The sequence below is a fragment of the Shinella curvata genome, assembly GCF_022899935.1.
GTDB lineage: Bacteria > Pseudomonadota > Alphaproteobacteria > Rhizobiales > Rhizobiaceae > Shinella > Shinella curvata.
On the sequence record NZ_JALJCJ010000003.1, the window covers coordinates 580,405 to 605,879 of the forward strand.

At 63.9% G+C, this 25,475-nt stretch carries 27 protein-coding genes; 19 read left to right on the forward strand and 8 right to left on the reverse strand.

Annotated elements, in window-relative coordinates:
• Positions 1-17: 17 nt before the first annotated feature.
• From MUU55_RS14395 to deoA, 7 genes are read left to right on the forward strand one after another with little or no spacing between them, the layout of a single operon-like run.
• Positions 18-1,553 (forward strand): ABC transporter ATP-binding protein, encoded by a 1,536-nt coding sequence (locus MUU55_RS14395; protein ID WP_244761421.1) that lies wholly within the window; start codon positions 18-20, stop codon positions 1,551-1,553.
• On the forward strand, positions 1,550-2,683 hold the full coding sequence (locus MUU55_RS14400) for an ABC transporter permease (protein ID WP_244761422.1): 1,134 nt from the start codon (positions 1,550-1,552) through the stop codon (positions 2,681-2,683). Before MUU55_RS14395 ends, MUU55_RS14400 begins: the two co-directional genes overlap by 4 nt.
• Positions 2,684-2,686: 3 nt before the next feature.
• Positions 2,687-3,658: an ABC transporter permease gene (locus MUU55_RS14405; RefSeq protein WP_244761423.1), complete on the forward strand. Its 972-nt coding sequence runs from the start codon at positions 2,687-2,689 to the stop codon at positions 3,656-3,658.
• A gap of 3 nt (positions 3,659-3,661) precedes the next feature.
• On the forward strand, positions 3,662-4,054 hold the full coding sequence (locus tag MUU55_RS14410; protein WP_117367381.1) for a cytidine deaminase: 393 nt from the start codon (positions 3,662-3,664) through the stop codon (positions 4,052-4,054).
• The gene (locus tag MUU55_RS14415) at positions 4,051-4,863 is read left to right on the forward strand and encodes a purine-nucleoside phosphorylase (RefSeq protein ID WP_244761424.1); all 813 of its coding nucleotides are present in this window, start codon (positions 4,051-4,053) and stop codon (positions 4,861-4,863) included. The genes MUU55_RS14410 and MUU55_RS14415 overlap by 4 nt, the downstream gene beginning before the upstream one ends.
• Positions 4,856-5,617 (forward strand): deoxyribose-phosphate aldolase, encoded by a 762-nt coding sequence (gene deoC / locus MUU55_RS14420; RefSeq protein ID WP_244761425.1) that lies wholly within the window; start codon positions 4,856-4,858, stop codon positions 5,615-5,617. Before MUU55_RS14415 ends, deoC begins: the two co-directional genes overlap by 8 nt.
• Before the next feature lies 1 nt (position 5,618).
• Positions 5,619-6,932 (forward strand): thymidine phosphorylase, encoded by a 1,314-nt coding sequence (deoA, locus tag MUU55_RS14425; RefSeq protein WP_244761426.1) that lies wholly within the window; start codon positions 5,619-5,621, stop codon positions 6,930-6,932.
• Here deoA and MUU55_RS14430 read toward each other — a convergent pair.
• The 7 genes from MUU55_RS14430 to MUU55_RS14460 form a co-directional block, all read right to left on the reverse strand.
• Positions 6,922-7,461, reverse strand: coding sequence for a TIGR02281 family clan AA aspartic protease (locus MUU55_RS14430; RefSeq protein WP_244761427.1), 540 nt, complete (start codon positions 7,459-7,461; stop codon positions 6,922-6,924). The two genes, deoA and MUU55_RS14430, sit on opposite strands and share 11 nt — an antisense overlap.
• 126 nt (positions 7,462-7,587) lie before the next feature.
• Positions 7,588-8,217: a uracil phosphoribosyltransferase gene (gene upp / locus MUU55_RS14435; protein ID WP_117367370.1), complete on the reverse strand. Its 630-nt coding sequence runs from the start codon at positions 8,215-8,217 to the stop codon at positions 7,588-7,590.
• A 108-nt stretch (positions 8,218-8,325) separates the two neighbouring features.
• Positions 8,326-9,282, reverse strand: a complete 957-nt coding sequence (locus tag MUU55_RS14440) for an adenosine deaminase (RefSeq protein WP_280518971.1) — start codon at positions 9,280-9,282, stop codon at positions 8,326-8,328.
• Between the two features lie 8 nt (positions 9,283-9,290).
• The gene (locus tag MUU55_RS14445; protein ID WP_244761429.1) at positions 9,291-10,520 is read right to left on the reverse strand and encodes a phosphopentomutase; all 1,230 of its coding nucleotides are present in this window, start codon (positions 10,518-10,520) and stop codon (positions 9,291-9,293) included.
• Positions 10,521-10,631: 111 nt separating this feature from the next.
• Positions 10,632-11,189, reverse strand: coding sequence for a TadE/TadG family type IV pilus assembly protein (locus MUU55_RS14450; RefSeq protein ID WP_244761568.1), 558 nt, complete (start codon positions 11,187-11,189; stop codon positions 10,632-10,634).
• Positions 11,190-11,239: 50 nt separating this feature from the next.
• Complete coding sequence (locus tag MUU55_RS14455; protein ID WP_244761430.1) at positions 11,240-11,848, reverse strand: TadE/TadG family type IV pilus assembly protein; 609 nt, start codon at positions 11,846-11,848, stop codon at positions 11,240-11,242.
• Positions 11,849-11,970: 122 nt separating this feature from the next.
• Positions 11,971-12,315: a pilus assembly protein N-terminal domain-containing protein gene (locus tag MUU55_RS14460; protein WP_244761569.1), complete on the reverse strand. Its 345-nt coding sequence runs from the start codon at positions 12,313-12,315 to the stop codon at positions 11,971-11,973.
• Between the two features lie 388 nt (positions 12,316-12,703).
• Here MUU55_RS14460 and MUU55_RS14465 point away from each other — a divergent pair, with 388 nt between their 5' ends.
• The 9 genes from MUU55_RS14465 (at position 12,704) to MUU55_RS14505 (ending at position 21,652) form a co-directional block, all read left to right on the forward strand.
• Complete coding sequence (locus MUU55_RS14465) at positions 12,704-12,880, forward strand: Flp family type IVb pilin (protein ID WP_244761431.1); 177 nt, start codon at positions 12,704-12,706, stop codon at positions 12,878-12,880.
• A gap of 106 nt (positions 12,881-12,986) precedes the next feature.
• Entirely contained in the window at positions 12,987-13,490 is a 504-nt protein-coding gene (locus tag MUU55_RS14470; protein ID WP_244761432.1) for an A24 family peptidase, read from the forward strand.
• A 196-nt stretch (positions 13,491-13,686) separates the two neighbouring features.
• Positions 13,687-14,496: a Flp pilus assembly protein CpaB gene (gene cpaB / locus MUU55_RS14475; RefSeq protein WP_244761433.1), complete on the forward strand. Its 810-nt coding sequence runs from the start codon at positions 13,687-13,689 to the stop codon at positions 14,494-14,496.
• Positions 14,497-14,509: 13 nt separating this feature from the next.
• The gene (locus tag MUU55_RS14480; RefSeq protein WP_244761434.1) at positions 14,510-16,039 is read left to right on the forward strand and encodes a type II and III secretion system protein family protein; all 1,530 of its coding nucleotides are present in this window, start codon (positions 14,510-14,512) and stop codon (positions 16,037-16,039) included.
• Positions 16,040-16,050: 11 nt separating this feature from the next.
• Entirely contained in the window at positions 16,051-16,749 is a 699-nt protein-coding gene (locus MUU55_RS14485; RefSeq protein ID WP_280518947.1) for a CpaD family pilus assembly protein, read from the forward strand.
• Positions 16,750-16,807: 58 nt separating this feature from the next.
• Positions 16,808-18,103 (forward strand): CpaE/TadZ family protein, encoded by a 1,296-nt coding sequence (locus MUU55_RS14490; protein ID WP_244761571.1) that lies wholly within the window; start codon positions 16,808-16,810, stop codon positions 18,101-18,103.
• Positions 18,104-18,152: 49 nt separating this feature from the next.
• Positions 18,153-19,631, forward strand: coding sequence for a TadA family conjugal transfer-associated ATPase (locus MUU55_RS14495; protein ID WP_244761435.1), 1,479 nt, complete (start codon positions 18,153-18,155; stop codon positions 19,629-19,631).
• 9 nt (positions 19,632-19,640) lie between these two features.
• Complete coding sequence (locus MUU55_RS14500) at positions 19,641-20,651, forward strand: type II secretion system F family protein (RefSeq protein WP_244761436.1); 1,011 nt, start codon at positions 19,641-19,643, stop codon at positions 20,649-20,651.
• Positions 20,652-20,665: 14 nt separating this feature from the next.
• Positions 20,666-21,652, forward strand: a complete 987-nt coding sequence (locus MUU55_RS14505; RefSeq protein WP_244761437.1) for a type II secretion system F family protein — start codon at positions 20,666-20,668, stop codon at positions 21,650-21,652.
• 98 nt (positions 21,653-21,750) lie between these two features.
• Here MUU55_RS14505 and MUU55_RS14510 read toward each other — a convergent pair whose 3' ends face one another.
• Positions 21,751-22,569, reverse strand: a complete 819-nt coding sequence (locus MUU55_RS14510; RefSeq protein ID WP_244761438.1) for a tetratricopeptide repeat protein — start codon at positions 22,567-22,569, stop codon at positions 21,751-21,753.
• 136 nt (positions 22,570-22,705) lie between these two features.
• Between MUU55_RS14510 and MUU55_RS14515 the strand changes: the two genes are divergently transcribed.
• The 3 genes from MUU55_RS14515 (at position 22,706) to MUU55_RS14525 (ending at position 25,475) form a co-directional block, all read left to right on the forward strand.
• Positions 22,706-24,097 (forward strand): leucyl aminopeptidase family protein, encoded by a 1,392-nt coding sequence (locus MUU55_RS14515; protein WP_244761439.1) that lies wholly within the window; start codon positions 22,706-22,708, stop codon positions 24,095-24,097.
• Positions 24,098-24,262: 165 nt separating this feature from the next.
• Positions 24,263-24,613 carry a MarR family transcriptional regulator gene (locus MUU55_RS14520; protein WP_244761440.1) on the forward strand — a complete coding sequence of 117 codons (351 nt, stop codon included), beginning with the start codon at positions 24,263-24,265 and terminating at the stop codon, positions 24,611-24,613.
• Positions 24,614-24,620: 7 nt separating this feature from the next.
• Entirely contained in the window at positions 24,621-25,475 is an 855-nt protein-coding gene (locus MUU55_RS14525) for a C40 family peptidase (RefSeq protein WP_244761441.1), read from the forward strand.

A 25,475-nucleotide genomic window follows, 5' to 3' on the forward strand; every position in this document is an offset into this window, starting at 1 on the left:
CGTAAGAGTGGATCGTCATGAGCGAACTGGCAATCGAACTGAAGGGCATCGACAAGAGCTTCGGCCTCGTCCACGCCAACCGGAACATCAACCTGAAGGTCCGCAAAGGTACCATTCACGGTATCATCGGCGAAAACGGCGCCGGCAAATCCACCCTCATGTCGATCCTCTACGGCTTCTACCAGGCCGACCACGGCGACATCGTCATCAACGGCCAGACCGTCAATATCCGCGATCCCAATGCGGCGATCGCCGCCGGCATCGGCATGGTGCACCAGCACTTCATGCTGGTCGAAAATTTCACCGTGCTTGAGAACATCATGCTCGGAGCCGAGGAAAGCCAGATCCTCAATGCCGGCATCACCAAGGCGCGCGCCGAGCTGAAGCGGCTCGAGAAGGAATATGCGCTGGAAGTCGATCCAGACGCCGTGATCGAGGAACTGCCCGTCGGTATCCAGCAGCGCGTCGAAATCCTGAAGGCGCTTTATCGCAAGGCCGATATCCTCATTCTCGACGAGCCGACCGGAGTACTGACACCGGCCGAGGCCGATCACCTGTTCCGCATCCTCGGTCAGCTGAAGGACCAGGGCAAAACCGTTCTCCTCATCACCCACAAGCTGCGCGAGATCATGGCGATCACCGACGAGGTCTCCGTCATGCGCCGCGGCGAGATGGTGGCGACGCGCACAACCAGCGAGACGTCGGTCGAGGAACTGGCCGAGCTGATGGTCGGTCGCCGGGTATTGTTGCGTGTCGAAAAGGGCGAGGCCAGGCCCGCCGACGTCAAGCTTTCGGTCAAGAACCTCACGGTGCGCGACAGCCGCGGCGTGACCATGGTGGACGACGTCTCCTTCGATCTCAGGGCCGGCGAGATTGTCGGCATCGCCGGTGTTGCCGGCAATGGCCAGTCGGAGCTTTTGGAAGCGATTTCCGGCATCCGCCGCGCCAAATCCGGCACCGTGCTGCTCAACGGCCGCCCCGTGGACGTGACCGGTCATGCCGACCCGGCGGAGCTGCGCAAATGCGGCCTCGCCCATGTGCCCGAAGACCGTCACCATGTCGGCCTCGTCCTGAAATTCGAAGAGAGCGAAAACGCCATCCTCGGCTATCACGACGACCCGAAATACCGGAAGGGCCTTACGCTCGACGTCGACGCCATCAGGGCCGAAGCCGAGGAGAAGATCGCCGCCTACGATATCCGCCCGCCGAACCCGCGGCTGAAAACCGCCAATTTCTCCGGCGGCAACCAGCAGAAGATTGTCCTGGCCCGCGAGATGGAGCGCAATCCCGACGTTTTGATCATCGGCCAGCCGACACGCGGCGTCGATGTCGGCGCCATCGAATTCATCCACCGGCGCATCATCGAGATGCGCGACCAGGGCAAGGCGGTGCTGCTCGTCTCCGTCGAGCTCGACGAAATCAGGGCTCTGTCCGACCGTATTCTCGTGATGTTTGCCGGCCGCGTCGTCGGCGAGCGCGCGCCTGATGCCACCGAAGGAGAACTCGGCCTGCTGATGGCCGGGGTGGAAGGTCCGAAGGAGGCCGCGGAATGAGTGTTCCCTATGCAAAACTGCCGGCCTGGGCCGAATACGGCCTGATCCCGCTCGTCAACCTCGCCGTCGCCTTCCTGATTTCCGGCCTCGTCGTCCTGATCGTCGGCGAAAGCCCGCTGGAAGCCGCCTATCACATGATCAACGGCGCCTTCGGCCGCGGCGAATATATCGGCTTCACGCTCTATTACACGACGACCTTCATCTTCACCGGCCTTGCGGTGGCCGTCGCCTTCCATGCCGGCCTGTTCAACATCGGCGGCGAAGGCCAGGCCTATGTCGGCGGCATCGGGGTGGCGCTCGCCTGCCTTGCGCTCGACCGCACGCTGCCCTGGTATCTGGTTTTCCCGATCGCCATCCTGGGGGCTGCCTTCTTCGGTGCGCTCTGGGCGATGATCCCCGGCTGGCTGCAGGCCAAGCGCGGCAGCCATATCGTCATCACGACGATCATGTTCAACTTCATCGCAGCCAGCCTGATGAACTACCTGCTCAACAAGGTGTTCAAGCCGCTCGGCTCGATGTCGCTGGAAACCCGCACCTTCGAGGCCGGCGGCCAGCTGCCCAAGCTCGACTGGCTGATGTCGATCTTCGGCCTTTCCGTCGGCTCGGCACCGTTCAACATCTCCTTCCTGCTCGCGCTTGTCGCCGCCTTCGCCGTCTGGGTTCTGATCTGGCGCACCAAGCTCGGCTACGAGATGCGCACGATGGGCCACAGCCCTGCCGCAGCACGCTATGCCGGCATCAAGGAAGCCAAGATCATCGTTATCACCATGATGATCTCGGGCGGCCTTGCCGGCATGATGGCGCTGAACCCGATCATGGGCGAGCAGTTCCGCATGCAGCTCGATTTCGTGCAGGGCGCAGGTTTCGTCGGCATCGCGGTCGCACTCATGGGACGCTCGCATCCGGCGGGCATCATTCCAGCCGCCCTCCTCTTCGGCATGCTCTACCAGGGTGGCGCGGAAATCTCCTTCGAGATGCCGTCCATCTCGCGCGACATGATCGTCATCATCCAGGGTCTGGTGATCCTCTTTGCCGGGGCGCTCGAACACATGTTCCGGCCCGCCATCACCCGACTTGTCATCGGACTTTCGCCGAAGACGCGCGACGTCGCCGCCACCAAGGGAGCCTGATCCATGGATTTCTTTCAGGTCTTCATCGAACTGGCCCAGTCGACCGTCCGCGTCTCGACCCCGCTGATCCTTGCCGCCCTTGCCGGCCTCTTCACCGAACGCGCCGGCGTCTTCGACATCGGCCTTGAGGGCAAGATGCTGGGTGCGGCCTTCGCCGCCGGCTGCGTCGCCTACATCACGCAATCGGTCTATATGGGCCTGCTGGCCGCCATCCTCGTCTCAGTGCTGCTCTCGCTGGTGCATGGCTATGCCTCGATCACCCAGCGCGGCAGCCAGATCGTCTCGGGCGTCGCCATCAACTTCGTGGTTGCCGGCTCCACCGTCATTCTCGGCGAGGCCTGGTTCAGGCAGGGCGGCCGCACACCGGCTTTGTCCGAAAGCGGCCGCTTCAGCGCGATCCACCTTCCTTTCGCGGATGCCGTGCGCGACGTGCCGATCCTCGGCCAGATCTATTCCGGCCTGCTGTCGGGCCATTCGCCGCTGACCTATCTTGCCTTCCTGATGGTACCGGCGAGCTGGTGGATCCTCTACCGCACGCGCTTCGGTCTTCGGCTGCGCGCCGTCGGTGAAAATCCGGGTGCGGTCGATACCGCAGGCATCTCGGTCATCTGGCTGCGCTACCGCGCCGTCATCTGCTGCGGCATTCTCTGCGGCATTGCCGGCGCCTATCTCTCGCTTTCGGCCGGCGCCGGCTTCACCAAGGGCATGACGGCAGGCAAGGGTTACATCGCGCTCGCCGCCCTGATCTTCGCCAAATGGCGGCCGAAGAACATTCTCTTCGCCTGCCTGCTCTTCGGCTTCCTCGATGCCTTCGCCATCCGCTACCAGGGCTTTGCCTTCCCGCTGATCGGCAAGGTGCCGGTACAATTGATGCAGGCCCTGCCCTATATCCTCACCGTGATCCTGCTTGCAGGCTTCATCGGCAAGGCCATTCCGCCGAAGGCCGGCGGCGTGCCCTACGTCAAGGAGCGATAAAAGATGTCCCACGACCTCTTCGAGGCGGCGCGCGCGGCCATGGCCTTCGCGCACGCGCCCTACTCAAAATTTCCGGTGGGTGCCGCCATCCGTGCCGAGGATGGAAAGATCTATGCCGGCGCAAACATCGAAAACCTGTCCTTCCCGCAGGGCTGGTGCGCCGAGCCGACCGCGATCAGCCACATGATCATGGCCGGCAACAAGAAGATCGTCGAAATGGCGGTCATTGCCGAAAAACTGCCGCTCTGCCCGCCCTGCGGCGGCTGCCGGCAGAAGATCGCAGAATTCGCAACGGCAAAGACGCCGATCTATCTGTGCGACGAAACCGGGGTGAAGAAGACCATGACGATGGACGAACTGCTGCCGCACAGCTTCGCGACGGATATTCTCGGATGAGCGTTCAGACCACGGACTTCCTGATCTCGCGCCTTGCCGGTGTGCTGCCACGCTACGGCATCGTGCTCGGCTCCGGCCTGGGCTCCCTTGTGGACGCCGTGCAAAACCCGCTGCGCATTCCCTATGCCGACCTGCCGAGCTTTCCGGTGAGCTCCGTCTCGGGCCATGCCGGCGAACTCGTCATCGGCTATCTCGGCGCGGTGCCCGTCATCATGCTGTCCGGCCGCGTGCACTACTATGAAAGCGGCGATGCGAATGCCATGCGCGCGCCGATCGAGGTGCTGAAGGGGCTTGGTGTGACGTCGCTGATCCTCACCAATTCGGCCGGCTCGCTGCGCGAGGACATGCCCCCCGGCTCGGTGATGCGCATTTCCGACCACATCAATTTTTCCGGCACCAATCCGCTTGTTGGCCTCGACGGTGACGACCGTTTCGTCGGTATGACCAATGCCTATGACGCGGAGCTCGCAGCCCGCATGGAAGCGGTGGCGGACAAGCTGAAGATTCCGCTGTCGTCGGGCGTCTATATGTGGTTCTCCGGCCCGAGCTTCGAGACGCCGGCGGAAATCCGCATGGCGCGCGTCTTCGGCGCGGATGCCGTGGGCATGTCGACCGTGCCGGAAGTGCTGATCGCCCGCCATCTCGGCCTGAAGGTCGCGGCGGCCTCTGTCATCACCAATTTCGGCGCCGGCATGACGGGCGGCGAACTCAGCCATCACGAAACCAAGGACATGGCCCCGATCGGCGGAAAGCGGCTCGCCGCCATCCTCGCCGAAATGATCGCGGGCGGAGGCAACGACCATGCTTAAGGACACCGCGCAGAAAGCGCTCTCGCTGCTCGACCTGACCGACCTCACCGACACCTGCGACGCCGCCGCCATCGAAAGGCTCTGCGCGCAGGCGCAGACGCCCTTCGGCCCGACCGCCGCCATCTGCATCTGGCCGCGCTTCGTCGCGCAGGCCCGCGGCATTCTCGGCGCGGGCCATGCGGTGAACATCGCGACCGTCGTCAACTTCCCCTCCGGCGATCTTGCCGTTGCCGCGGTGATCGCCGAAACGAAACAGGCGATCGCCGACGGCGCCGACGAGATCGACCTCGTCATTCCCTATCGCGATTTCATCACCGGCGATGAAGCGGCGGTGACGGAGATGGTGGAAGCCGTAAGGGCTGTCTGCACCCCGCCCGTCCGTCTCAAGACCATTCTCGAAACCGGCGAACTGAAGGATCCGGCATTGATTCGCGAGGCCTCCGACCTTGCGATCGCCGCCGGCACAGACTTCATCAAGACCTCGACCGGCAAGGTTTCCGTCAACGCCACGCTGCCGGCCGCCGAGATCATGCTCAATGCCATCAAGGCCAGCGGCAAGCCTGTCGGCTTCAAGCCGGCAGGCGGCGTGCGCACCGTAACGGATGCGCGTGACTATCTCGACCGGGCCGCCGCGATCCTCGGAGCGGGCTGGGCGACGCCGAAGACATTCCGTTTCGGCGCGTCGGGCCTGCTCGGCGATATCCTCTCCGTACTCGACGGCCAGTCGGCACCGCCCGCTCCCGCGAGCTACTGAAATGCTGCCGCAGGAGACGATCCGCCGCAAGCGCAGCGGCGAGCCCCTCACCCGTGAGGAGATCGCCCGCTTCATCGCCGGCGTGACGGATGGCAGCGTCTCCGAGGGCCAGGTGGCAGCCCTTGCCATGGCCATCTGGTTCAACGGCATGGCGCGCGACGAGACGGTGGCGCTGACGCTCGCCATGCGCGATTCGGGCGACGTGCTCGATTGGTCGGATATCGATCGGCCGATCGCCGACAAACATTCGACCGGTGGCGTGGGCGACAATGTCTCGCTGATGCTGGCGCCGATCGCCGCTGCCTGTGGCCTCGCCGTGCCGATGATTTCGGGGCGTGGTCTTGGCCATACCGGCGGCACGCTGGACAAGCTGGAATCAATCCCCGGCTATACGATCATGCCCTCGGCCGCGCTTTTCCGGCGCACGGTGAAGGATGTGGGCTGCGCCATCATCGGACAGACCACGGCGCTCGCCCCCGCCGACAAGCGTATCTATGCGATCCGCGACGTGACGGCGACGGTCGATTCCGTGCCGCTGATCACCGCCTCCATTCTCTCGAAGAAACTCGCCGCAGGCCTGCAATCGCTCGTGTTGGATGTGAAGGTCGGCAACGGCGCCTTCATGACGGATGCAGCGGAGGCCGAGACGCTCGCCCGCTCACTGGTCGAGGTGGCGAACGGCGCGGGTGTGACAACGTCGGCCCTCATCACCGACATGAACCAGCCGCTCGCCGATGCCGCCGGCAATGCCGTCGAGATCGCCAATTGCATCGCCTTCCTGAAGGGCGAAAAAGCCGGTTCGCGGCTGGAGTGCGTCGTGCTCGCTTTCGCCGCCGAGATGCTGGTGCTGTCGGGTCTGGAGCCGAACAGGCCGGCTGCCGAAACACAGGCGGCGAAGGCCCTTTCCAGCGGTGCGGCAGCCGAGGTTTTCGGGCGCATGGTGCACGCGCTCGGCGGCCCCGCCGATATCGTCGAGAAGGTGGATAGCCATCTGAAGCCCGCGCCGGTCATCCGGCCGGTCCTCGCTGCACAGGCCGGTTACCTGAGCGCCTGCGACACGCGCGGGGTCGGCCTTGCCGTCATCGAACTTGGCGGTGGGCGCAGTCGCCCGGATGATGCAATCGACCACCGCGTCGGCTTCGACCGTCTTTTGCCGCTTGGTACGAAGGTGGAAAAAGGCGACGAAATCGGCCGCGTGCATGCCGCCAATGCCGGGGATGCGGTGCGGGCGGCGGAACGGCTTACGACGCGCTATGCCGTTGCGCCGGAGGCCCCTGCCTTGTCACCGAATATCCTGACACGCATCAGCGCGTGAGGTGCATCCGGCCGTCTTCGACCCTGTAGGAGGCGAGGCCCTTCAGGAAGCTCATGCCGATCAGCGTTCCCGACAATGCCTTGTCGTCCAGCACCATGGCGCCGACATTCTCGACCTTGACGGGGCCGATCTCGACCTTGTCGAGGCGGACATAGGCCGCGCGGGCTTTGCCGTTCGCCGTCTCGACGGCGTAGCGGAAATTCAGCCTGGCCCTGTCGATGCCGAGCCGCTGGGCAGTCGTGACATTGAGCGCGATCATGCTGGCACCCGTATCGACGAGGCCTTCTTCCTTGCGGCCATTGATCGAGAAGAGGCCGGTGAAATGACCCTCGGCATCGGCACTGATGACGGCGCTGCGGTTGCCGGTATAGCGCGCCGCGTCCTGTCCTGCCGGCATGGAGGCCTTTTCGATCGTCTCCTCCGGCGCCTTGCCCTTGGTCGCGTCGAGATAGCGGGTTGCCACGCCGGGAACGACGGCGGCAGCGGCAACGACGGCACCGACGACAAGAACAAGGCTGCGAACGAACATGGGACAGGTCTCCGGGAGGATCTGTCCCGAAATAACACGCTTCCGGCTAACGGACGGCAAAAGGGGCGCCCGACGGCGCCCCTCTCCACGAACTTCGGTCGACTTGGTGAACGGCCGGTTAACGGCTCACTTCGTGCCATACATGCGGTCGCCGGCATCGCCGAGACCGGGCACGATATAGCCCTTCTCGTTGAGCTGACGGTCGATGGAGGCCGTATAGACCGGCACGTCGGGATGATGGGCACGAAAACTCTTGATGCCCTCGGGCGCGGCGAGCAGGCAGAGGAAGCGGATATTCGTCGCACCACGGCTCTTCAGCGTGTCGATGGCGGCGATCGCCGAATTGCCGGTCGCCAGCATCGGATCGACGACGATGACGAGGCGCTCATCGATGCTGTCGGGCGCCTTGAAGAAATATTCGACCGCCTCCAGCGTCTCGTGATCGCGGTAGACGCCGATATGGGAGACGCGGGCGGACGGCACCAGCTCCAGCATGCCTTCGAGCAGGCCGTTGCCGGCGCGCAGGATCGAGGCGAAGACCAGCTTCTTGCCTTCGAGAACAGGCGCATCGATCTCCTCGAGCGGCGTCTTGATGCGCGCGGTCGTCAGTTCCAGATCGCGCGTGACCTCATAGCAGAGCAGCGTGGAGATTTCGCGCAGCAGGCGGCGGAAACTGCCCGTCGACGTCTCCTCCTTGCGCATGATGGTCAGCTTGTGCTGCACGAGCGGGTGATTGATGACTGTAACGCCGTCCATGGCCAAACCTTCCGAAAATTCAGTAATCCCTCTTTTTCCACGGAACGGCCAAGACCTGCAAGAGAAGACAGCCGGCCGGACGCAACATCCTCACAGCCGGCTTTCCTCCTACAGCCTGGCCAGCAGCTTCTGCCGCGTCGGCTCGTCGACGAAAGCCGCTTCGATGGCCGTGCGCGTCATCCCGAGGATCTCGGCATCGCTGAACCCCATCACGGTTGAGGCAACCTCGTATTCGCGGGCAAGCGACGTGTGAAAAAACGGCGGATCGTCGGAATTGAGCGTAACGCGCACGCCGGCATCGTGAAGCGCCCGCAGCGGATGGCTCTGAAAATCCTTGAAGACGCCAAGCGCCACATTCGAGCCGGGGCAGACTTCCAGCACCGTGCCCTCGTCCGCCAGACGTTTCACGAGATCGGCATCCTCGATGGCGCGCACGCCGTGGCTGATGCGCGACGGGCGGACATGATCCAGCGCGTCGCGAACGCTGAAGGCGCCCGACAATTCGCCCGCATGAATGGTGATGCCGAGACCGGCATCGCGGGCGATATCGAAGGCGCGGGTGAAATCGGCGACGCGGTGCATGCGCTCCTCGCCCGCGAGATTGAAGCCCGTGATCAGCGGATGCGGACGGCGCGCGGCATATTCGGCCGCCTTCACCACCCGCTCCGGACCGAAATGGCGGATGCCGACGACGAGAAGGCGTGTCTCGATGCCCGTCTTCGCCCTGGCGCGTTCGGCGCCCTCGGCAAGCCCGCGCATATAGGCATCCGCGCCGATGCCCACGGCATCGCCCTGGTCGGGCGAGGCGATCAACTCGCTGTAGATGGCGCCGGCCGCGGCGATCTCGGTCAGATAGGTCTCGGCGAGCAGCGCGTAATCCTCCTCCCTGCGGAAGAGGTTGGCGGTCGCGTCGTAGCTCTGCACGAAGCTGGTGAAATCCTGCCAGGAATATTGGCCGTCCTTGATGAAGGCGGATGTGTCGATGCCGTAGCGTTTCGCCTGGGCGGCGGCGAGTGCGGGCGGGGTCGCACCTTCGATATGGCAGTGCAGCTCCGCCTTGGGCATGGTTTTCGTCACAAAAAACTCCTTCCGTGCTGGCCAGGCGGGATGCCGAGATGGCGGGCAACGGTCTCGCCGATATCGGCAAAGGTCGTACGGGTTTCGATGAGGCGCGAGCGCAGGCCCGGCCCGAAGCTCAGGATCGGCACCCGCTCGCGCGTATGGTCCGTGCCGCGCCAGGTCGGGTCGCAGCCGTGATCGGCGGTGAGGATGACAATATCGCCCGGTTTCAGCTTGCGGTCCACTTCCGGCAGGCGCCGGTCGAAGGCTTCGAGCGCCGCGGCATAGCCGGCGACGTCGCGGCGGTGGCCGTAGAGCATGTCGAAATCGACGAAATTGGTGAAGACGAGATCGCCGTCCTTGGCCTCGTCCATGACCGCAAGCGTCGCGTCGAACAGCGCCATGTTGCCGTTCGCCTTGGTGAGCGTGCCGATGCCCTGATGGGCGAAGATATCGCCGATCTTGCCGACGGCATGCACCGTGCGGCCCGCTTCCGTCAGCCGGTCGAGCAGGGTGGGCTCCGGCGGCAGTACGGAATAGTCGCGCCGGTTGCCCGTGCGCTCGAAGGTCTCGGGCGTATTGCCGGTGAAAGGCCTGGCGATGACGCGGCCGATGCGCCCGCCCGGCCGCTCGTCGAGGATCTTGCGCACGGTCTCGCAGAAGGAAAGCAGCCGATCGAGGCCGAACGTGCCCTCATGCGCGGCGATCTGGAAGACGCTGTCAGAGGAGGTGTAGCAGATCGGCTTGCCGCTGCGCCGATGCTCCTGTCCGTGCCGGGCGATGATATCCGTGCCCGACGCGTGGCAATTGCCGAGGATGCCGGGTACGTTGCCGGCCGCGCAGATCGCCTCCACCAGTTCGGGTTCGAAGGCGTCGCCTTCCGAAGGGAAATAACCCCAGTCGAAGGAGACCGGCGTGCCGGCGATCTCCCAATGGCCCGACGGTGTGTCCTTGCCGTTCGAGACCTCGCTCGCCGCCCCGTGATAACCGAAGACGCGTGGCGGCACGTCCATGCCTTCGGGAAAACGACCGGTGGCGGCCCGGGCGGCGTGCAGCAACCCGAGCGCCGACATGTTGGGCAGCTTCAGTGGCCCCTGACGCAGGCCCGGACGGTCGGCTACGCCGGCCGCGCAGAATTCGGCGATATGGCCGAGCGTATCGGCACCGAGATCGCCGAAGGCGGCCGCATCCGGCCCGCCGCCGATGCCGAAACTGTCGAGAACGAAGAGAAAGGCTCGCGCCATGAATCACCTGCCGTCTGTCCGCACCCCCGTCGCGGAGCGGCGGGAATGAACCGCCAGACATGGCACGGGCGGCAAGACGGGTTCAAGAAAAATCGCGTGCCGGAGCGGGCCTCAGCAATCGGTGCAGCTGATCTTTTCACCCGTCCGCTGGCGGAAGTAGCTCGTCTTTGACAGATTGACCTTGTTGAAGGTCGAGGCGAGGCTCGGCATCATCAACAGCACCCTATGCGGCACGACGAGTTCCGTGCGCACGATGAACGTGCTCTTGGCGTCCAGCGTCGAGGGCAGCGTGACGGTGGCGCCCGTGGCATACGGCTTGCCGGCGCTCTGGTCTCGCGACCAGGCAACCGTCGCCTTGCCGTCCGCGGCAACGGCAATACCGGTGATCTTCAGCGAGTAACCATCCTGCGTGAAGGGGGCGATCACGGTCTTGGTCACCTCCTTCATCGTGTCGAGCGTGGCGACGTTCGTGGACTGACTCTGGGTAAGAAGGTCGGACACGGTACTCGATGCACGATTGACCTTGCGCATCACGGTGACGGCGACGGAAATCTCGAAGGCGGCGACATAGGCCACGACGAGCAGCGGCGCGACGATCGCAAATTCGATGGCGCCGACCCCGCGGCGATCCTCGATGAGGCGCCGCAGCTTGAGCAGCACGCCACCCATGGGCGGCTGCGTTTTCTTGTCGGCACCCGGAGACGGAAGAAGGCTGCCCATCACGGATAGTCCTCGTTCTGGACCACGGTGGTCGCGACCATCAGATAGTTCTGCTGGGAGCCGTCGGCCGATTTGACGTTCGAGATGTACGGGCGGACCAGATCCGTGACGATATCCCAGCGGTAATAGGCCCTGATGATATTGATCGACTTCTTGCCGCCGGGCGAGAACTTGAAGGCGGAGGTGTCGAGAGACTTGCCTGTCAACGGGATCGACTTAGGAATATCGGTGAACTTCGGGAAGCTGCGCACGTCGATAAACAGCTTGTTCGGCGTCTTGAGCTCCGTGGGCGAGCAGGGCATCAGGATCGCGATCTCGTCGCAAAAGGCCTTGCGGAACTGTTCCTGGCTCATATCCGAGGTCTTGCCGAGATTGAACGTGATCTCGCCCGTGCGGATCTTGCGGGCCATCGTATCGTTTGCGCTGGCGAGAACCTGCTCGGCCGAGAACGCCACGAAGGTCTCGAGCGACGCAAAGACAATTGCGAAGAAAGGCAGGCAGAGCAGCGTGAATTCGATCGCCGTCGCGCCATCGCGCCGGGCGAGAAAACGGCGGAACAGACCTCTTATAGGCCGCCGCCGGGTGTTTGTCGTGTGATCGAGCGTCATCGCGATCCGTTCCCATATGCTGGATGGAAAAAGACTAGATCGCCGACCGTTTATTTTTCGTGTGTGTGGAGCCGAAGAATTGAACGGTTTCCCGCTTTTGGGCAATCGAAGCGCAACAGCGGTCAGCCGTCGTTCGGCCGCTCGGTGGCGTGTTCTTCGCAATTGGGCGTGCACGACAGAACAGACCGGTCCGTCTGGCGGAAGACGCGCACCGTATTGCCTTCGTCGATCGACACCAGGATCCGTTCGTCGACGATGGCATTGCCGTCCGCGTCGAGGAGCACGAGATTGGTGGTGCCGAAGTTGCGGCCCGTCAGCACGATCGTCTTGGCATCGGCCACCGTTGCATCGGCCACCTTGGCATTGCCGATAATGACCTTGCTCACCGGCCGGTCGAGCTTGAGCACCCGCGCGTGATCCATATAGACGCGCATGAACGGCTCTTCGGCGGCCGCGGCACCCGCCATCGACACCACAAGAAGGGCGGCCGACACAAGCCTTGCGGCTTTCGCAGCGAAAATCCAGTCGCGTCCCATAATCACTCATCCCGGAGATACTATGGGACCAGCATCGCCGGGAATGGTGAATGAAGACTTAAGGCAGCGCGCGACAATTCCGCATGCCGGCGCCGCGGGACGGCACACCGACCCGTAATGTTCCCCATAAAGATAGAAGAATCGCGCGCGAGGCGATTAACCCTTTGGTGACCATATTTTCGACAGCCTCGCGTTAGGACAAGATTAACTGACTTCCTTAAGCCGATGGCAATGGCAGCACTGTAGGTTGCAGTCATCCGAACAACGGAAACAGTTGGCGGACGTGCTGAACCAACACTCGTGGAGCTAGGAGAATACCATGACCAAGATTTTTGCTCGCCTTATGAAGGACGAATCTGGCGCAACCGCCATCGAATACGGCCTGATCGCCGCCCTGATTTCCGTCGCCCTCATCGCCGGCGCCCGCGCGCTCGGCACGGGCCTTGACGCCCAGTTCAACTTCCTGAACGACCAGCTCACCGACTCCCAGAACTAATACCACCGGGACGTTTTCGGTTTCGAAGCCGCCCTCCAAACGAGGGCGGCTTCTCCATTCCAGGGTTCATCGGTCTGAACCGGACCGGATATCGGGAGAAATTCGCGTGACACAGGCTCTGATCTTCGTGATCTTTCCGTTCTGTCTTGCAGTCGCGGCGTTTTCCGACCTCTTCACGATGACCATTCCAAACCGGGTCTCGGCCATTCTGCTTGGCGCGTTCCTCCTCGCCGCCCCGCTTGCCGGCCTCGGTCTCACCGAGATCGCTTTGCATCTCGGCGCCGGCCTTCTGATCTTTTCGATCGGCTTCGTCCTCTTCGCGCTCAACACGATGGGCGGCGGTGACGTGAAGCTGCTTTCGGCCAGCGCCGTCTGGTTCGGCATCAATCCATCGCTTTTCGAATACATGATCTATGTGTCGGCCTTCGGCGGGCTTCTGACGCTCGGCATCCTCGTCCTGCGGGCAAAGGCCCCCGTGGTGTACGCATCCGGCCTGCCCGTGCCGGCCCATCTTCTGGCCGGCCGCAAGGTGCCCTACGGGATCGCGATCGGCGCTGCGGCCTTCGTCGCCTACCCGTCATCCCCCCTGATGCTCGCCGCCCTCGGCTGACGCAGCCTTCCCCCGCTTGAGACGATGAACGACCGGGATGGCCTGCATCCCGGTCTTTTGCGTTGGCGCAGTCCATAGCGGCCATACCGGCATTAGCGTCGCGTTAACCATGCGCGTAAGGCGCTTATTAACCATAATTACACCATTGCCGGTCAATGTGGGCGGATAGAAGAGTCCGCACCTCCAGGGAATCCATATGAGACCGGCGCGAATCATCATTCTGGCAGTGGCTGTCGTGTCGGCCGGCATCGCGGGCCTGCTCGCCCTGCAGGTCGCCCGCGGCGGCAGGACGGCCATTGTCAAGGGCGACCCCGTCATCGAACGGGAGCCGACCATCAACGTGCTCGTGGCGCGCGAAAGCCTGCCCGTCGGATCGCGGCTCAAGCCCGATTCGCTCACCTGGGCGGCGTGGCCGCAGGGTGGCGTGGTGGAAGGCTTCATCACCGATCAGAACCGGCCGGATGCGATGGAAAGCCTCGACGGCGCCATTGCCCGCATGCCGATCTTCAACGGCGAGCCGATCCGTCAGGAAAAGATCGCCGACGCGAGCAACCGCATCATGTCGTCGCTGCTGCCGGCCGGCAAACGCGCCGTCGCAACCGAAATCTCGGTCGCGACGGGCGCCGGCGGCTTCATCCTGCCGAACGACCGCGTCGATGTCATCATGGTGCGCAAGAGCGACGGCGGGTCCTTCCTGACGGAGACCGTTCTGTCGAATGTACGCGTCTTGGCCATCGACCAGCAGATCCAGGAAAACCCCGATGGCTCCAAATCGGCCATCGGCACGACCGCCACGCTCGAACTGACGCCGGACCAGACCAAGGTGATCACCGTTGCCCAGCAGATGGCCGAGCGGCTTCAGCTGGCGCTGCGCAGTGTCGCCGACGCCCAGGAGTCGGATACCGGCGCTGCCGAATACCTGCTTTCCGGCGGAGACGGCGTGCCGCTCGTCCAGGTGATCAAGACCGGTGAAATCGTAAACGGCGCTAGCGCCGCCAAGCAGTGACCAGGAGCTGACCGTGTTTGGAATCGCAAGGACTTTTCGGGCTTCCGTCGCCGGCGGGCTGAGCGTCTGCCTCGCCCTTTCCGGCTTTCCGCTCGCACCGGTGGCGACCGCTGAGGCGGCGACCGCCTCGATCATTCGCATCAGCAACAGCGGTCCGGGTGCCCGCAAGGCCGTCAAGCTCGGCCTGAACAAGGCGATCGTGGTGGATTTGCCGACGGACGCGCACGACATCCTCGTCGCCGATCCCGTCAAGGCCGACGCGGTGACGCGCAGTTCACGCCGCATCTATCTCTTCGGCAAGGAAGTCGGGCAGACCAACATCTTCATCTTCGGCCCCGGCGGTGAGGAAATCGTCAGCATCGACCTCACCGTCGAGCGCGACATCGACGGCCTGCAGGCCAATCTGCGCCGCTTCATTCCTGACTCCGACATCCAGGTCGAGATCATCTCCGACAACATCGTGCTGAACGGTACGGTGCGCACGCCGCAGGATGCCATCCAGGCGACGCGGCTTGCCGAGATCTTCCTGACCGGCGGTGAGGCGACGACCCGCAACATCACCGCCCAGGGCAACAACGGCGACGCGGCGATCTTCGGCGAAGACCGCCAGCGCTCCCAGGTCGTCAACATGCTGAAGATCGAGGGCGAGGACCAGGTCACGCTCAAGGTGACCGTGGCCGAGGTCAGCCGCCAGGTTCTCAAGCAGCTCGGCTTCAACGGCTCCGCCCAAGGCTCGGCCGGGGGCATCTCCTTCCGCAATCCCACCAATCTCGGCGGCGCAGCTGACTGGGTCGCCAGCGGATCCCTCGCCGGCAGCGTGGGCGGCCTCAATCTTGCAAGCTATGTCAGCGCCATGGAACAGGCAGGCGTGATGCGTACGCTGGCCGAACCCAGTCTCACCGCCATTTCCGGCGAGGAAGCCAAATTTTATGTCGGCGGCGACTTCCGCCTGGCATCGGAGCAGGAAATCGACGTCGGCGACGATGGACAACGCACGATCAAGCGCAAGGTCGACGAGGTCGAATACGGTATCCGGCTGAATTTCCGGCCGGTCGTGCTGTCGCCGGGACGCATCAGCCTGCGTGTTCAGACGGAGGTCTCCGAGCCGACCTTCGAGGGATCCGCCACCTTCCTCGCCCATAGCGACATTCCCGGCCTGACGGCACTCGGCATTCGCCGGCGCGAGGCGACGACCAGCGTCGAGTTGCCCTCCGGTGGCTCCATCGTCATCGCCGGCCTCGTCAAGGACGACATCCGTCAGGCGATGTCCGGACTGCCGGGCCTGTCGAAGATCCCGATCTTCGGAACGCTCTTCCGCTCGAAGGATTTCGTGCGCAACGAGACGGAAATGGTGATCATCGCGACGCCATACCTCGTGCGACCGGTGGCACGCACGGCGCTCTCGCGTCCCGACGACAATTTCAACGCGACCAATGACGCAGCAAGCTTCTTCCTCGGAAGGGTGAACAAGGTCTATGGCCGCAAGGAAGATGCGATGCCGTCGGGCAACTACCACGGCTCCATCGGCTTCATCTACAAGTGACGAGCGATCCCATGAGCGAAACGATCCAGACCATCCGTCTTTCCGCCAGGAGCCGCCCGATGCGCGCCGCGTTCTCTGTAACCCTTCTCGTTTCCGTCATGGCGCTTTCCAGCTGCGGCACGCGGCCGGATCGCAACGCCACCGGCTCGATCCCTGACGACTACCGCACGCGCCACCCGATCGTGCTGACCGAGGATGCCCAGACACTCGACATCCCGATCGCCCTCGGCGACCGGTCGCTGACGACGGGCGTGCGCGACAATATCCGCGGTTTTGCCGCCGACCATACCGCCAAATCGCGCGGCGCGGTTCAGATCATGCTACCGCGCGGCTCGGCCAACGCGGCCGCGGCAGACCACATGCGCAAGGAAATCCGCGCAACACTGCTGAGCGCCGGCGTCAAACGCGACCAGATGATCGAAACCAACTACGACGCAAGCGGTTACGGTCCGGCAGCGCCGATCCGGCTCGCCTTCTTCGCCATCACGGCCAAGGCCGGTCCGTGCGGCGAATGGCCGGAGGATCTCGTCGAAAACACGATGGAAAACAAGAACTATCACAATTTCGGCTGCGCCACGCAGGCCAACCTCGCGGCTCAGATCGCCAATCCGATGGACCTCGTCCAGCCGCGCGGCATGACCCCGATCGACGCCGAGCAGCGCAACGTGGTGATCCAGGACTACCGCGAATTCGGCCAGCCGGATTTCTGACGACAGGCACGCGGAACCACTCCCTCCGGTTCGCCGGACACCAGGAACGGGCATGACGATGAGCACAGTAGACTACACCATTGAACGTGCCGGCGAGGGAATGGCCGACGAGGCCGTCCGGCCGGTCGAGATCGAGACCGTGCGTCCTTTGCCACGCATCTCCGTGCATGCCTTCTGCGAAAGCGAGGCGATGCTGCGCACCATGGAACGCTGCGGCCAGGACCGTCGCATGGCCAAGGTGAGCCTGCGCATATCGAGTGCGAGCATCGCGGCGGCCGCCAACATGTTCGCCTCCGCGCCGACGCCCAACCTCCTGATCCTGGAAACCGCGACGGAACCGGATGCGATCATGGACGAGCTCGCGCCGCTGGCCCAGGTGTGCGATCCGAGCACCAAGGTCGTGATCGTCGGCCGCTATAACGACATCCCGCTCTATCGCGAACTCATTCGCAACGGCATTTCCGAATACATGGTCGGCCCGGTCGGCATGGCCGAGGTGCTGAATGCCATGGCGGCGATCTTCGTCGATCCGGAAGCCGAGCCGCTCGGCCGCACCATCGCCTTCATCGGCGCCAAGGGCGGCTGCGGCTCCTCGACGATCGCACACAATTGCGCCTTCGACATTTCCAATCTCTTCCAGACGGAGGTCATCCTTGCCGATCTCGACCTGCCTTACGGCACGGCCAACATCGATTTCGACCAGGATCCCCCACAGGGCATTTCCGAAGCGATCGGTGCGCCCGACCGGCTCGACGAAGTCTTCCTCGACCGCCTTCTAACCAAGTGCTCCGAGCACCTGTCGCTGCTCGCCGCTCCCTCCATGCTGGACCGCGGCTACGATCTCGACCGGAACTCCTTCCAGCCGATCATCGAGGTGCTGCAGCGTAGCGCGCCGGTGACCGTGCTTGACGTGCCGCATGCCTGGTCGGAATGGACCCGCACGCTGCTGTCGGAGGTCGATGAGGTGATCATCACCGCGGTGCCCGACCTTGCCAACCTGCGCAACGCGAAGAACATGCTGGACGCCCTGAAAAAGCTGCGGCCGAACGACAAGCCGCCGCATCTGGTGCTGAACCAGGTCGGCCTTCCCAAGCGTCCGGAAATCGCGCCTGACGACTTCTGCGAGCCGCTCGGCATTCAGCCGATCGCCATCATTCCCTTCGATGCGCAACTCTTCGGCACGGCCTCCAACAGCGGCCGGATGATCGCCGAAATCGACAAGAAGGCGCCGATGGCGGAGACCTTCTCGCAACTCGCCCATATCGTGACGGGCCGCTCGACGGTCAAGAAACCCAAGAAGGCCGGCCTCGGCAAGATGCTGGGCCTGCTCGGCCGCAAACAGGCCCCCGAGTAAGCCTCGCAGGAAAATCCGAGGGGCGACGCAACAGACTGGATGACAAGGCATGTTCGGCAAACGCGGCAATGAAGGTTCAGGCAAGAGCGTCTTGGCAGGGCAGACGGCCCATGCCGTGCCCGCTTCTACCCAGACCGTGACGGCGGAACGGCCGGTCACCGCCACACCGGCGCAACCCGTCTTCGAACCGGCGCCAGCACCGGTCTCGGCACCGGCGCCTGCCGCAACGGCACGCCGCCGCACGCCGCGCACCGAAGATTATTACGACACGAAAAGCCAGGTTTTCTCCGCGCTTATCGACACGATCGACCTGTCCCAGCTCGCCAAGCTCGACACCGAGAGCGCGCGCGAAGAAATCCGCGACATCGTCAACGACATCATCACGATCAAGAACTTCGCGATGTCGATTTCCGAGCAGGAGGAACTGCTCGACGATATCTGCAACGACGTTCTGGGCTATGGTCCGCTCGAGCCGCTGCTGGCGCGCGACGACATCGCCGACATCATGGTCAACGGCGCGGGCAAGACCTATATCGAAGTGGCCGGCAAGGTGCAGGAATCGGAAATCCGCTTCCGCGACAATGCCCAGCTTCTCTCGATCTGCCAGCGCATCGTCAGCCAGGTCGGCCGCCGCGTCGATGAATCGAGCCCGATCTGCGACGCGCGCCTGCCGGACGGCTCGCGCGTCAACGTCATCGCCCCACCGCTCGCCATCGACGGCACCGCGCTCACCATCCGTAAGTTCAAGAAGGACAAGCTGACCCTCGACCAGCTCGTCAAGTTCGGCTCGATCACGCCCGAGGGCGCGACACTTCTGCAGATCATCGGCCGCGTGCGCTGCAACATCGTCATTTCCGGTGGCACGGGCTCGGGCAAGACGACGCTGCTCAACTGCCTGACGAACTATATCGACCGCGACGAACGTGTCATTACCTGCGAAGACTCGGCCGAACTTCAGCTGCAGCAGCCGCATGTCGTGCGTCTCGAAACCCGCCCGCCGAACATCGAGGGCGAGGGCGAGATCACCATGCGTGATCTGATCAAGAACTGCCTGCGTATGCGCCCCGAACGCATCATCGTCGGCGAAGTCCGCGGACCGGAAGTGTTCGACCTGCTCCAGGCGATGAACACCGGTCACGACGGCTCGATGGGCACGATCCACGCCAATACGCCGCGCGAATGCCTGAGCCGCATGGAATCGATGATCGCCATGGGTGGCTATACGCTGCCGGCAAAGACCGTGCGCGAAATCATTGCCGGCTCGATCGACGTCATCATCCAGGCCTCGCGTCTGCGTGACGGTTCGCGCCGCATCACGCACATCACCGAAGTGGTCGGCATGGAAGGCGACGTCATCGTCACCCAGGACCTGATGCGCTTCGACATCCAAGGCGAAGATGCCAATGGTCGTCTCATCGGCCAGCACACCGGCACGGGCATCGGCAAACCACACTTCTGGGATCGCGCCCGGTATTTCAACGAGGACAAGCGCCTGGCCGCAACGCTCGACGCGATGGAAAAGCCGTAAGGAGGCGAGATGTTCGGACTGGATATCACCATCGTCGCAATCTTCGCGCTGGCGGCACTTTCCACCGCGGGGCTCACCTATGGCCTGCTCTTCTCGCGCATCGAGGCGCAGAAGAAGGCGGAAAGCCGCGTGCGCCGCGTTCATGCGGCCGAAACCGACCAGAACAAGGCCAAGGCGGCCCGCGACCGCATGCAGGAGTTGTCGAAGCGGCGTAAATCCGTGCAGGATTCGCTGAAGGACCTCGAAAAGAAGCAGCAGGAGCAGACCAGACGCGTCGCGACGACCCTGAAGGCCAAGCTTACCCAGGCCGGCCTTTCGATCACCGTTTCCAAGTTCTACGTCTACAGCGCCGTTTTCGGGCTGTTCGCATTCGTGCTCTCGATTCTTGCCGGCGCCAGCCTGCTCGTCAGTCTGGGCGCTTCCGTGATCGCGGCGCTTGGCATACCCCGCTGGTTCGTCGGCTTCATGGTCAAGCGTCGCCTCAAGCGGTTCCTTGCCGAGCTTCCCAACGCCCTCGACGTCATGGTGCGCTCCATCAAGTCGGGCCTGCCGCTGACCGATGCGTTGCGCCTCATCGCCGCGGAAGGTCAGGAACCGGTCCGCACGGAGTTCCGCAAGATCGTGGAAGCGCAGCAGGTGGGCTTGAGCGTGCCGGAAGCCTGCGCACGCATGTTTACCAGCATTCCACTGCAGGAAGTCAACTTCTTCGCCATCGTCATCGCCATCCAGAGCCAGGCCGGCGGCAACCTCTCGGAGGCGCTCGGCAACCTCTCGCGCGTGCTGCGCGAGCGGCGCAAGATGCGCGACAAGGTGAACGCGCTGTCGATGGAGGCGAAGGCCTCGGCCGCCATCATCGGCGCCCTGCCCTTCATCGTGACCCTCCTCGTCTATCTGACGTCGCCCGACTACATCATGATCCTGTTCACGGATTCGCGCGGGCATCTGATCCTCGGCGTGGGCCTCGGCTGGATGTCGATCGGCATTCTCGTCATGCGCAAAATGATCAACTTCGACATCTAGGAGCGCGGGGACCCATGTCCGGACTCGTCACCACCCTCACCGACCCGGCCGTTCTGCTGCCCGCCTTCGTGATGATGGCGGTGCTCGCGACCATCTATACGCTGGCAGCGCCCTATCTCGATCGCGGCGACCTCGACAAGCGCATGAAATCGGTGGCGCTCGAACGCGAGCAGATGCGCGCCCGCGAGCGCGCGCGCCTCAATGCGGAAACCATCCAGAGCAAGGCCTCGCTGCGCGCCCAGCACAATACCTCGGTGCGCCAGATCGTCGAACGGCTGAACCTGCGCGAAGCCCTCGTCGACGCCAACACGATGAACCGGCTGCGTCAGGCCGGCTATCGCTCGCAGAACGCCCTCAACATCTTCCTTTTTGCGCGCTTCGTGCTGCCTTTCGTGTTCGGCACGATCGGCGCCTTCTACATTTTCTATCTCGGTTATCTCGACGACAAACCGTTCCTGGTCCGCGTGCTGGCGACGCTTCTCAGCGCCTATCTCGGCTTTTACGCGCCGAACATCTTCATCTCCAACAAGGTGTCGAAACGGCAAAGCTCGATCCGCCGCGCCTGGCCGGATGCGCTCGACCTCATGCTGATCTGCGTGGAATCGGGCATCACCATCGAAGTCGCCTTCAAGCGTGTGGCCGACGAAATCGCCATGTCCTCGCCGGAGCTCGCCGAGGAACTGGTGCTCACGACCGCCGAACTCTCCTTCCTGCAGGAGCGGCGTGCGGCTTATGAAAATCTCGGCGCGCGTATCGGCCTCGACACGGTGAAGGCGGTCGGGCAGGCGCTCATCCAGGCCGAGCGCTACGGCACGCCGATTGCGCAGGCACTGCGGGTGCTTGCCCAGGAATGCCGCGACCAGCGCATGAACGAGGCGGAAAAGAAAGCGGCCGCCCTTCCACCGAAGCTCACCGTGCCGATGATCCTGTTCTTCCTGCCCGTGCTGATCGCCGTCATTCTCGGCCCCGCCGGCATCCAGGTTTCCGATACGTTCAAATAGAACCCCTCTCCGCAAAACAAAACAAAACGCCCCGGTCCGAAACATCGGCCGGGGCGAAGGCGTCCTTGGGAGGAGGCTTTACTTCAGGCGTTCAACGATCAGTTCGTGTTGCCGCTATCGTCGGCGGCAAGCTTCTTCCAGGAGTTCTGCTGGGCGAGCATGCCACGCAGATATTTGACATTCGCTTCCGCCTGCTCGGCGGTCAGTTCCTGCCGCGCGATGTTTTCGGCTTCCTGGAAGCGGCCCTGCAGGCCAACGGTAAGCGCGAGATTCTGGCGCACGCTGCTATCGGCGCCGGGCTGGGAGGCGGCGGAGCGCAGGTAGGTTTCCGCCGTCTTCAGGTCCTTCGCCAGCAGATAGGACATGCCGAGATTGGAAAGGACGGACGGTTCGTTCTGCTTTATATCCAGGGCATCGCGGTAACGTTGGCGGGCTTCGCCGGAGCGACCCAGCTGGTCGAGGATGGCGCCTTCGGCGGATTTCAGCCGCCAGTCGGGACGATCGGGCGTCTGGGCGCGCAGGATGGTGCTCAGCGCCTGCTCCAGCTGGCCGGCGGCCGCCTGCGCCTTGCCGTAGGCGGCGAGCACTTCGCGGTCGCTCGGAAAGTTGATGGCGACCTGCTGCATGACGGCGAGCGCCTGATCGTTGCGCCCGTTCATGCGCAGCACATTGGCGTAGTTGAGGCCGATATTGCGATCCTTCGGGTTCTTCGCATAGGCTTGGCCGATGCTGTCGGCCGCACCGCGAAGCTCCGTCGCGTTCATCTGCGCAACAGGCTTGCCGCCGCTCGATATGGAACCGGTGGTCAGGTTACTCTTGCCACCCGCGCAGCCGGCCACCGCCACCGCGATGATGGCAAGTGCAGCCCCCCTCAGGAGCCCGTTGCGAAGTGACGAACGCGTGCGGTAAGCGGTCATGATCTGTCCCCGAAGCGATTTCCGCATGACGCGGCGGTTAAGGAATCACGCCGCAATCTTCGCTCCAGCAATAATCTGTTAACCCTAACAGAGTGTTAATTGGCCGATTCTCCCGGCTTTCTCCAAAGGTTACCCCATGGCCCCCTTCCAGTTCATCGACCGGCCCTCTCCCTTCAACACGAAGAACGGGAAGACGCTGCCGATCTTTGCGATCACGCCGGCCCACATCGAGACCGGCACGATCGATCCGATCGCCTTGGATTGGGCGAAGAAGGCGGGCTTCAAGGCGGATTCGGGTGCGCTTCTGATGGTGCCGACAGCGGATGGCCATCTCGGCGGTGCCCTCTTCGGGCTGGGCAAGAACCCGTCCGACGCCCCCTTCCTGGCGGGCAAGCTCGCCCGCGCGCTGCCGGCCGGCGACTGGCATGTCGAGACCGCGCCGCTGACGGCAAACCGTCTGGCGCTCGGCTATGGTCTCGGCAGCTACCGTTTCGAGCGCTACAAGGCCTCCGTCTCCGAAGCCCCGACGCTGCTCATCCCCTCCGATGCCGACGCCACCGATATCAAGCGCCAGCTCGCCGGCGTCTTCCTCGCCCGCGACCTGATCAACACGCCCACCAACGACATGGGCCCGGATGCGCTGGAGGACGTTTTTCGCGCGCTCGGCGAGCACTACAAAGCCAAGGTCTCTGTCATCTCGGGCGACGACCTGCTCAAGGAGAACTTCCCGCTCGTGCACACGGTCGGCCGCGCCTCCGAACAGGCACCGCGCCTGCTCGAATTGCGCTGGGGGAAGAAGGGCCACAAGCGCGTGACGCTGGTCGGCAAGGGCGTGACCTTCGATACCGGCGGCCTCGACATCAAGCCGGCCTCCTCCATGCTCCTGATGAAGAAGGACATGGGCGGTGCAGCCAATGTCATGGGCCTTGCGCTGATGATCATGGACGCCAAGCTGAAGGTGGACCTGCGTGTGCTGGTGCCCGTCGTCGAGAACTCGATCTCGTCCAACGCCTTCCGCCCCGGCGATATCTACAAGAGCCGCAAGGGCCTGACCGTGCAGATCGACAACACCGACGCCGAGGGCCGGCTGATCCTGGCCGATGCGCTGGCCTATGCCGACGAGGAGGAGGCTGACCTGATCGTCGACATGGCGACGCTGACGGGCGCTGCCCGCGTGGCGCTCGGCCCCGACCTGCCGCCCTTCTTCACCGACGACGAGGACCTGGCGCATGACCTCACCGAAGCGAGCCTCACGGTGGACGACCCGATGTGGCGCATGCCGCTCTACATGGGCTATGACAAGGACGTCTCCGCCCGCATCGCCGATCTCACCAATGCCCCCTCGGGCGGCATGGCGGGCTCGATCACGGCGGCACTCTTCCTGAAGCGCTTCGTCACCCGCAACAGGCATTGGGCGCATTTCGACATCTATGCCTGGGCACAGGCCGAGCGGCCGCATTCGCCCGTCGGCGGCGAGGCGCAGGCCATTCGCGCGCTCTACCACCATCTGCGCACGATGACCGCCTAAGCAATTGCAGCAAAAGTGCGAAGCGGTTTTGCGTCCGCAATTGCGGCATTCAAAGACTTCCGTTTCAAGAACCGGTACGGTAGCGTAACGAAACGCTAACGCAAATGCGGAACAACTGCCTGAGCCGCCCTGAACCGTGCGGACAGGCTCATCCCCGGAGGCGTCGTGCCGGTAGACTTGAACCCATCGCAGGCGCTCGGCCTCTGGCACGAGGTGACCGTGCAGCAGGTGCATGCGGATGGACGCGACCTGACGCTGCGCCAGCTCGCCATCCTGCTCGAAATCTACCTCGTGCCGCCGCCGCACACCGTGCGCGGCCTCGCCGCCAAGCTGGACGTGACCAAGCCCGTCATAACGCGCGCTCTTGACACGATGGGCGAACAGGGTCTCGTTACCCGCATGCGCGACGACCGCGATCGCCGCAACGTCATCATCAAGCGCACCGTCGAGGGTGCGCTGTATCTCGAACGGCTCGGCGATCTCATCATCGCCAGGGGCCATACGCTCGTTCCGTGAGACGCCCATGAACGCCCTGCCCGACCGCCGCCTCAATGCCTACCGTCCCGACCTTGCGGAAGAGGCGCTGCGCGGCAGCGTGGAGGCGCCGCATTACGTGTCCGGTACGCCCGCACATGTCGCCGTGCCCGTCGCATCGCTGCGGCCCCGGCCGGATGCGGCCGCCGGCATCGACACACAGGTGCTGTTCGGCGAGGCCGTGCAGGTGCTCGACCGTGCGAACGGCTGGGCCTGGGTGAAATCCGGCTTCGACGGCTATGTCGGTTATATCGAGGAGACGGCGCTGTCTTCGGGAGGCGCCGCCCCCACCCATATCGTCGCCGTGCCCCGCACTTTCGCGTATAGCGGCGCGGATCTCCGGACCCCCGCCGCCTTTGCGCTGTCGATCGGGAGCCGGCTAACGGTCATTGGTGAGAGCGAGACGCGCGGAACACGCTATCTGACGCTGGCGGGCGGCCAGTCCGTCGTCGCTGGCCATTGTATTGCCATCGACGCCACGGCGAGCGACGACTATGTCGCCATCGCCATCCGCTTCCTCGAGGCGCCCTATCTCTGGGGTGGCCGGTCCGGCTTCGGGCTCGACTGCTCGGCGCTGGTGCAGCTGTCGATGATGATGGCCGGCCGCACGGCACCGCGGGATTCCGATATGCAGGCCGCCGGCTTCGGCACACCGATCAGCCGCGAAGAGTTGCGCCGCGGCGACCTCGTCTTCTGGAAGGGCCACGTAGCGATCATGGAAGACGAAAAGACGATCCTCCACGCCAATGGCCACACGATGACCGTAGCGCGTGAAGGCCTGGATGCCGCAATCGAGCGGATCGGCTGGCTCTATGAGCGGCCGACGGGTTACCGTCGGCCCTGA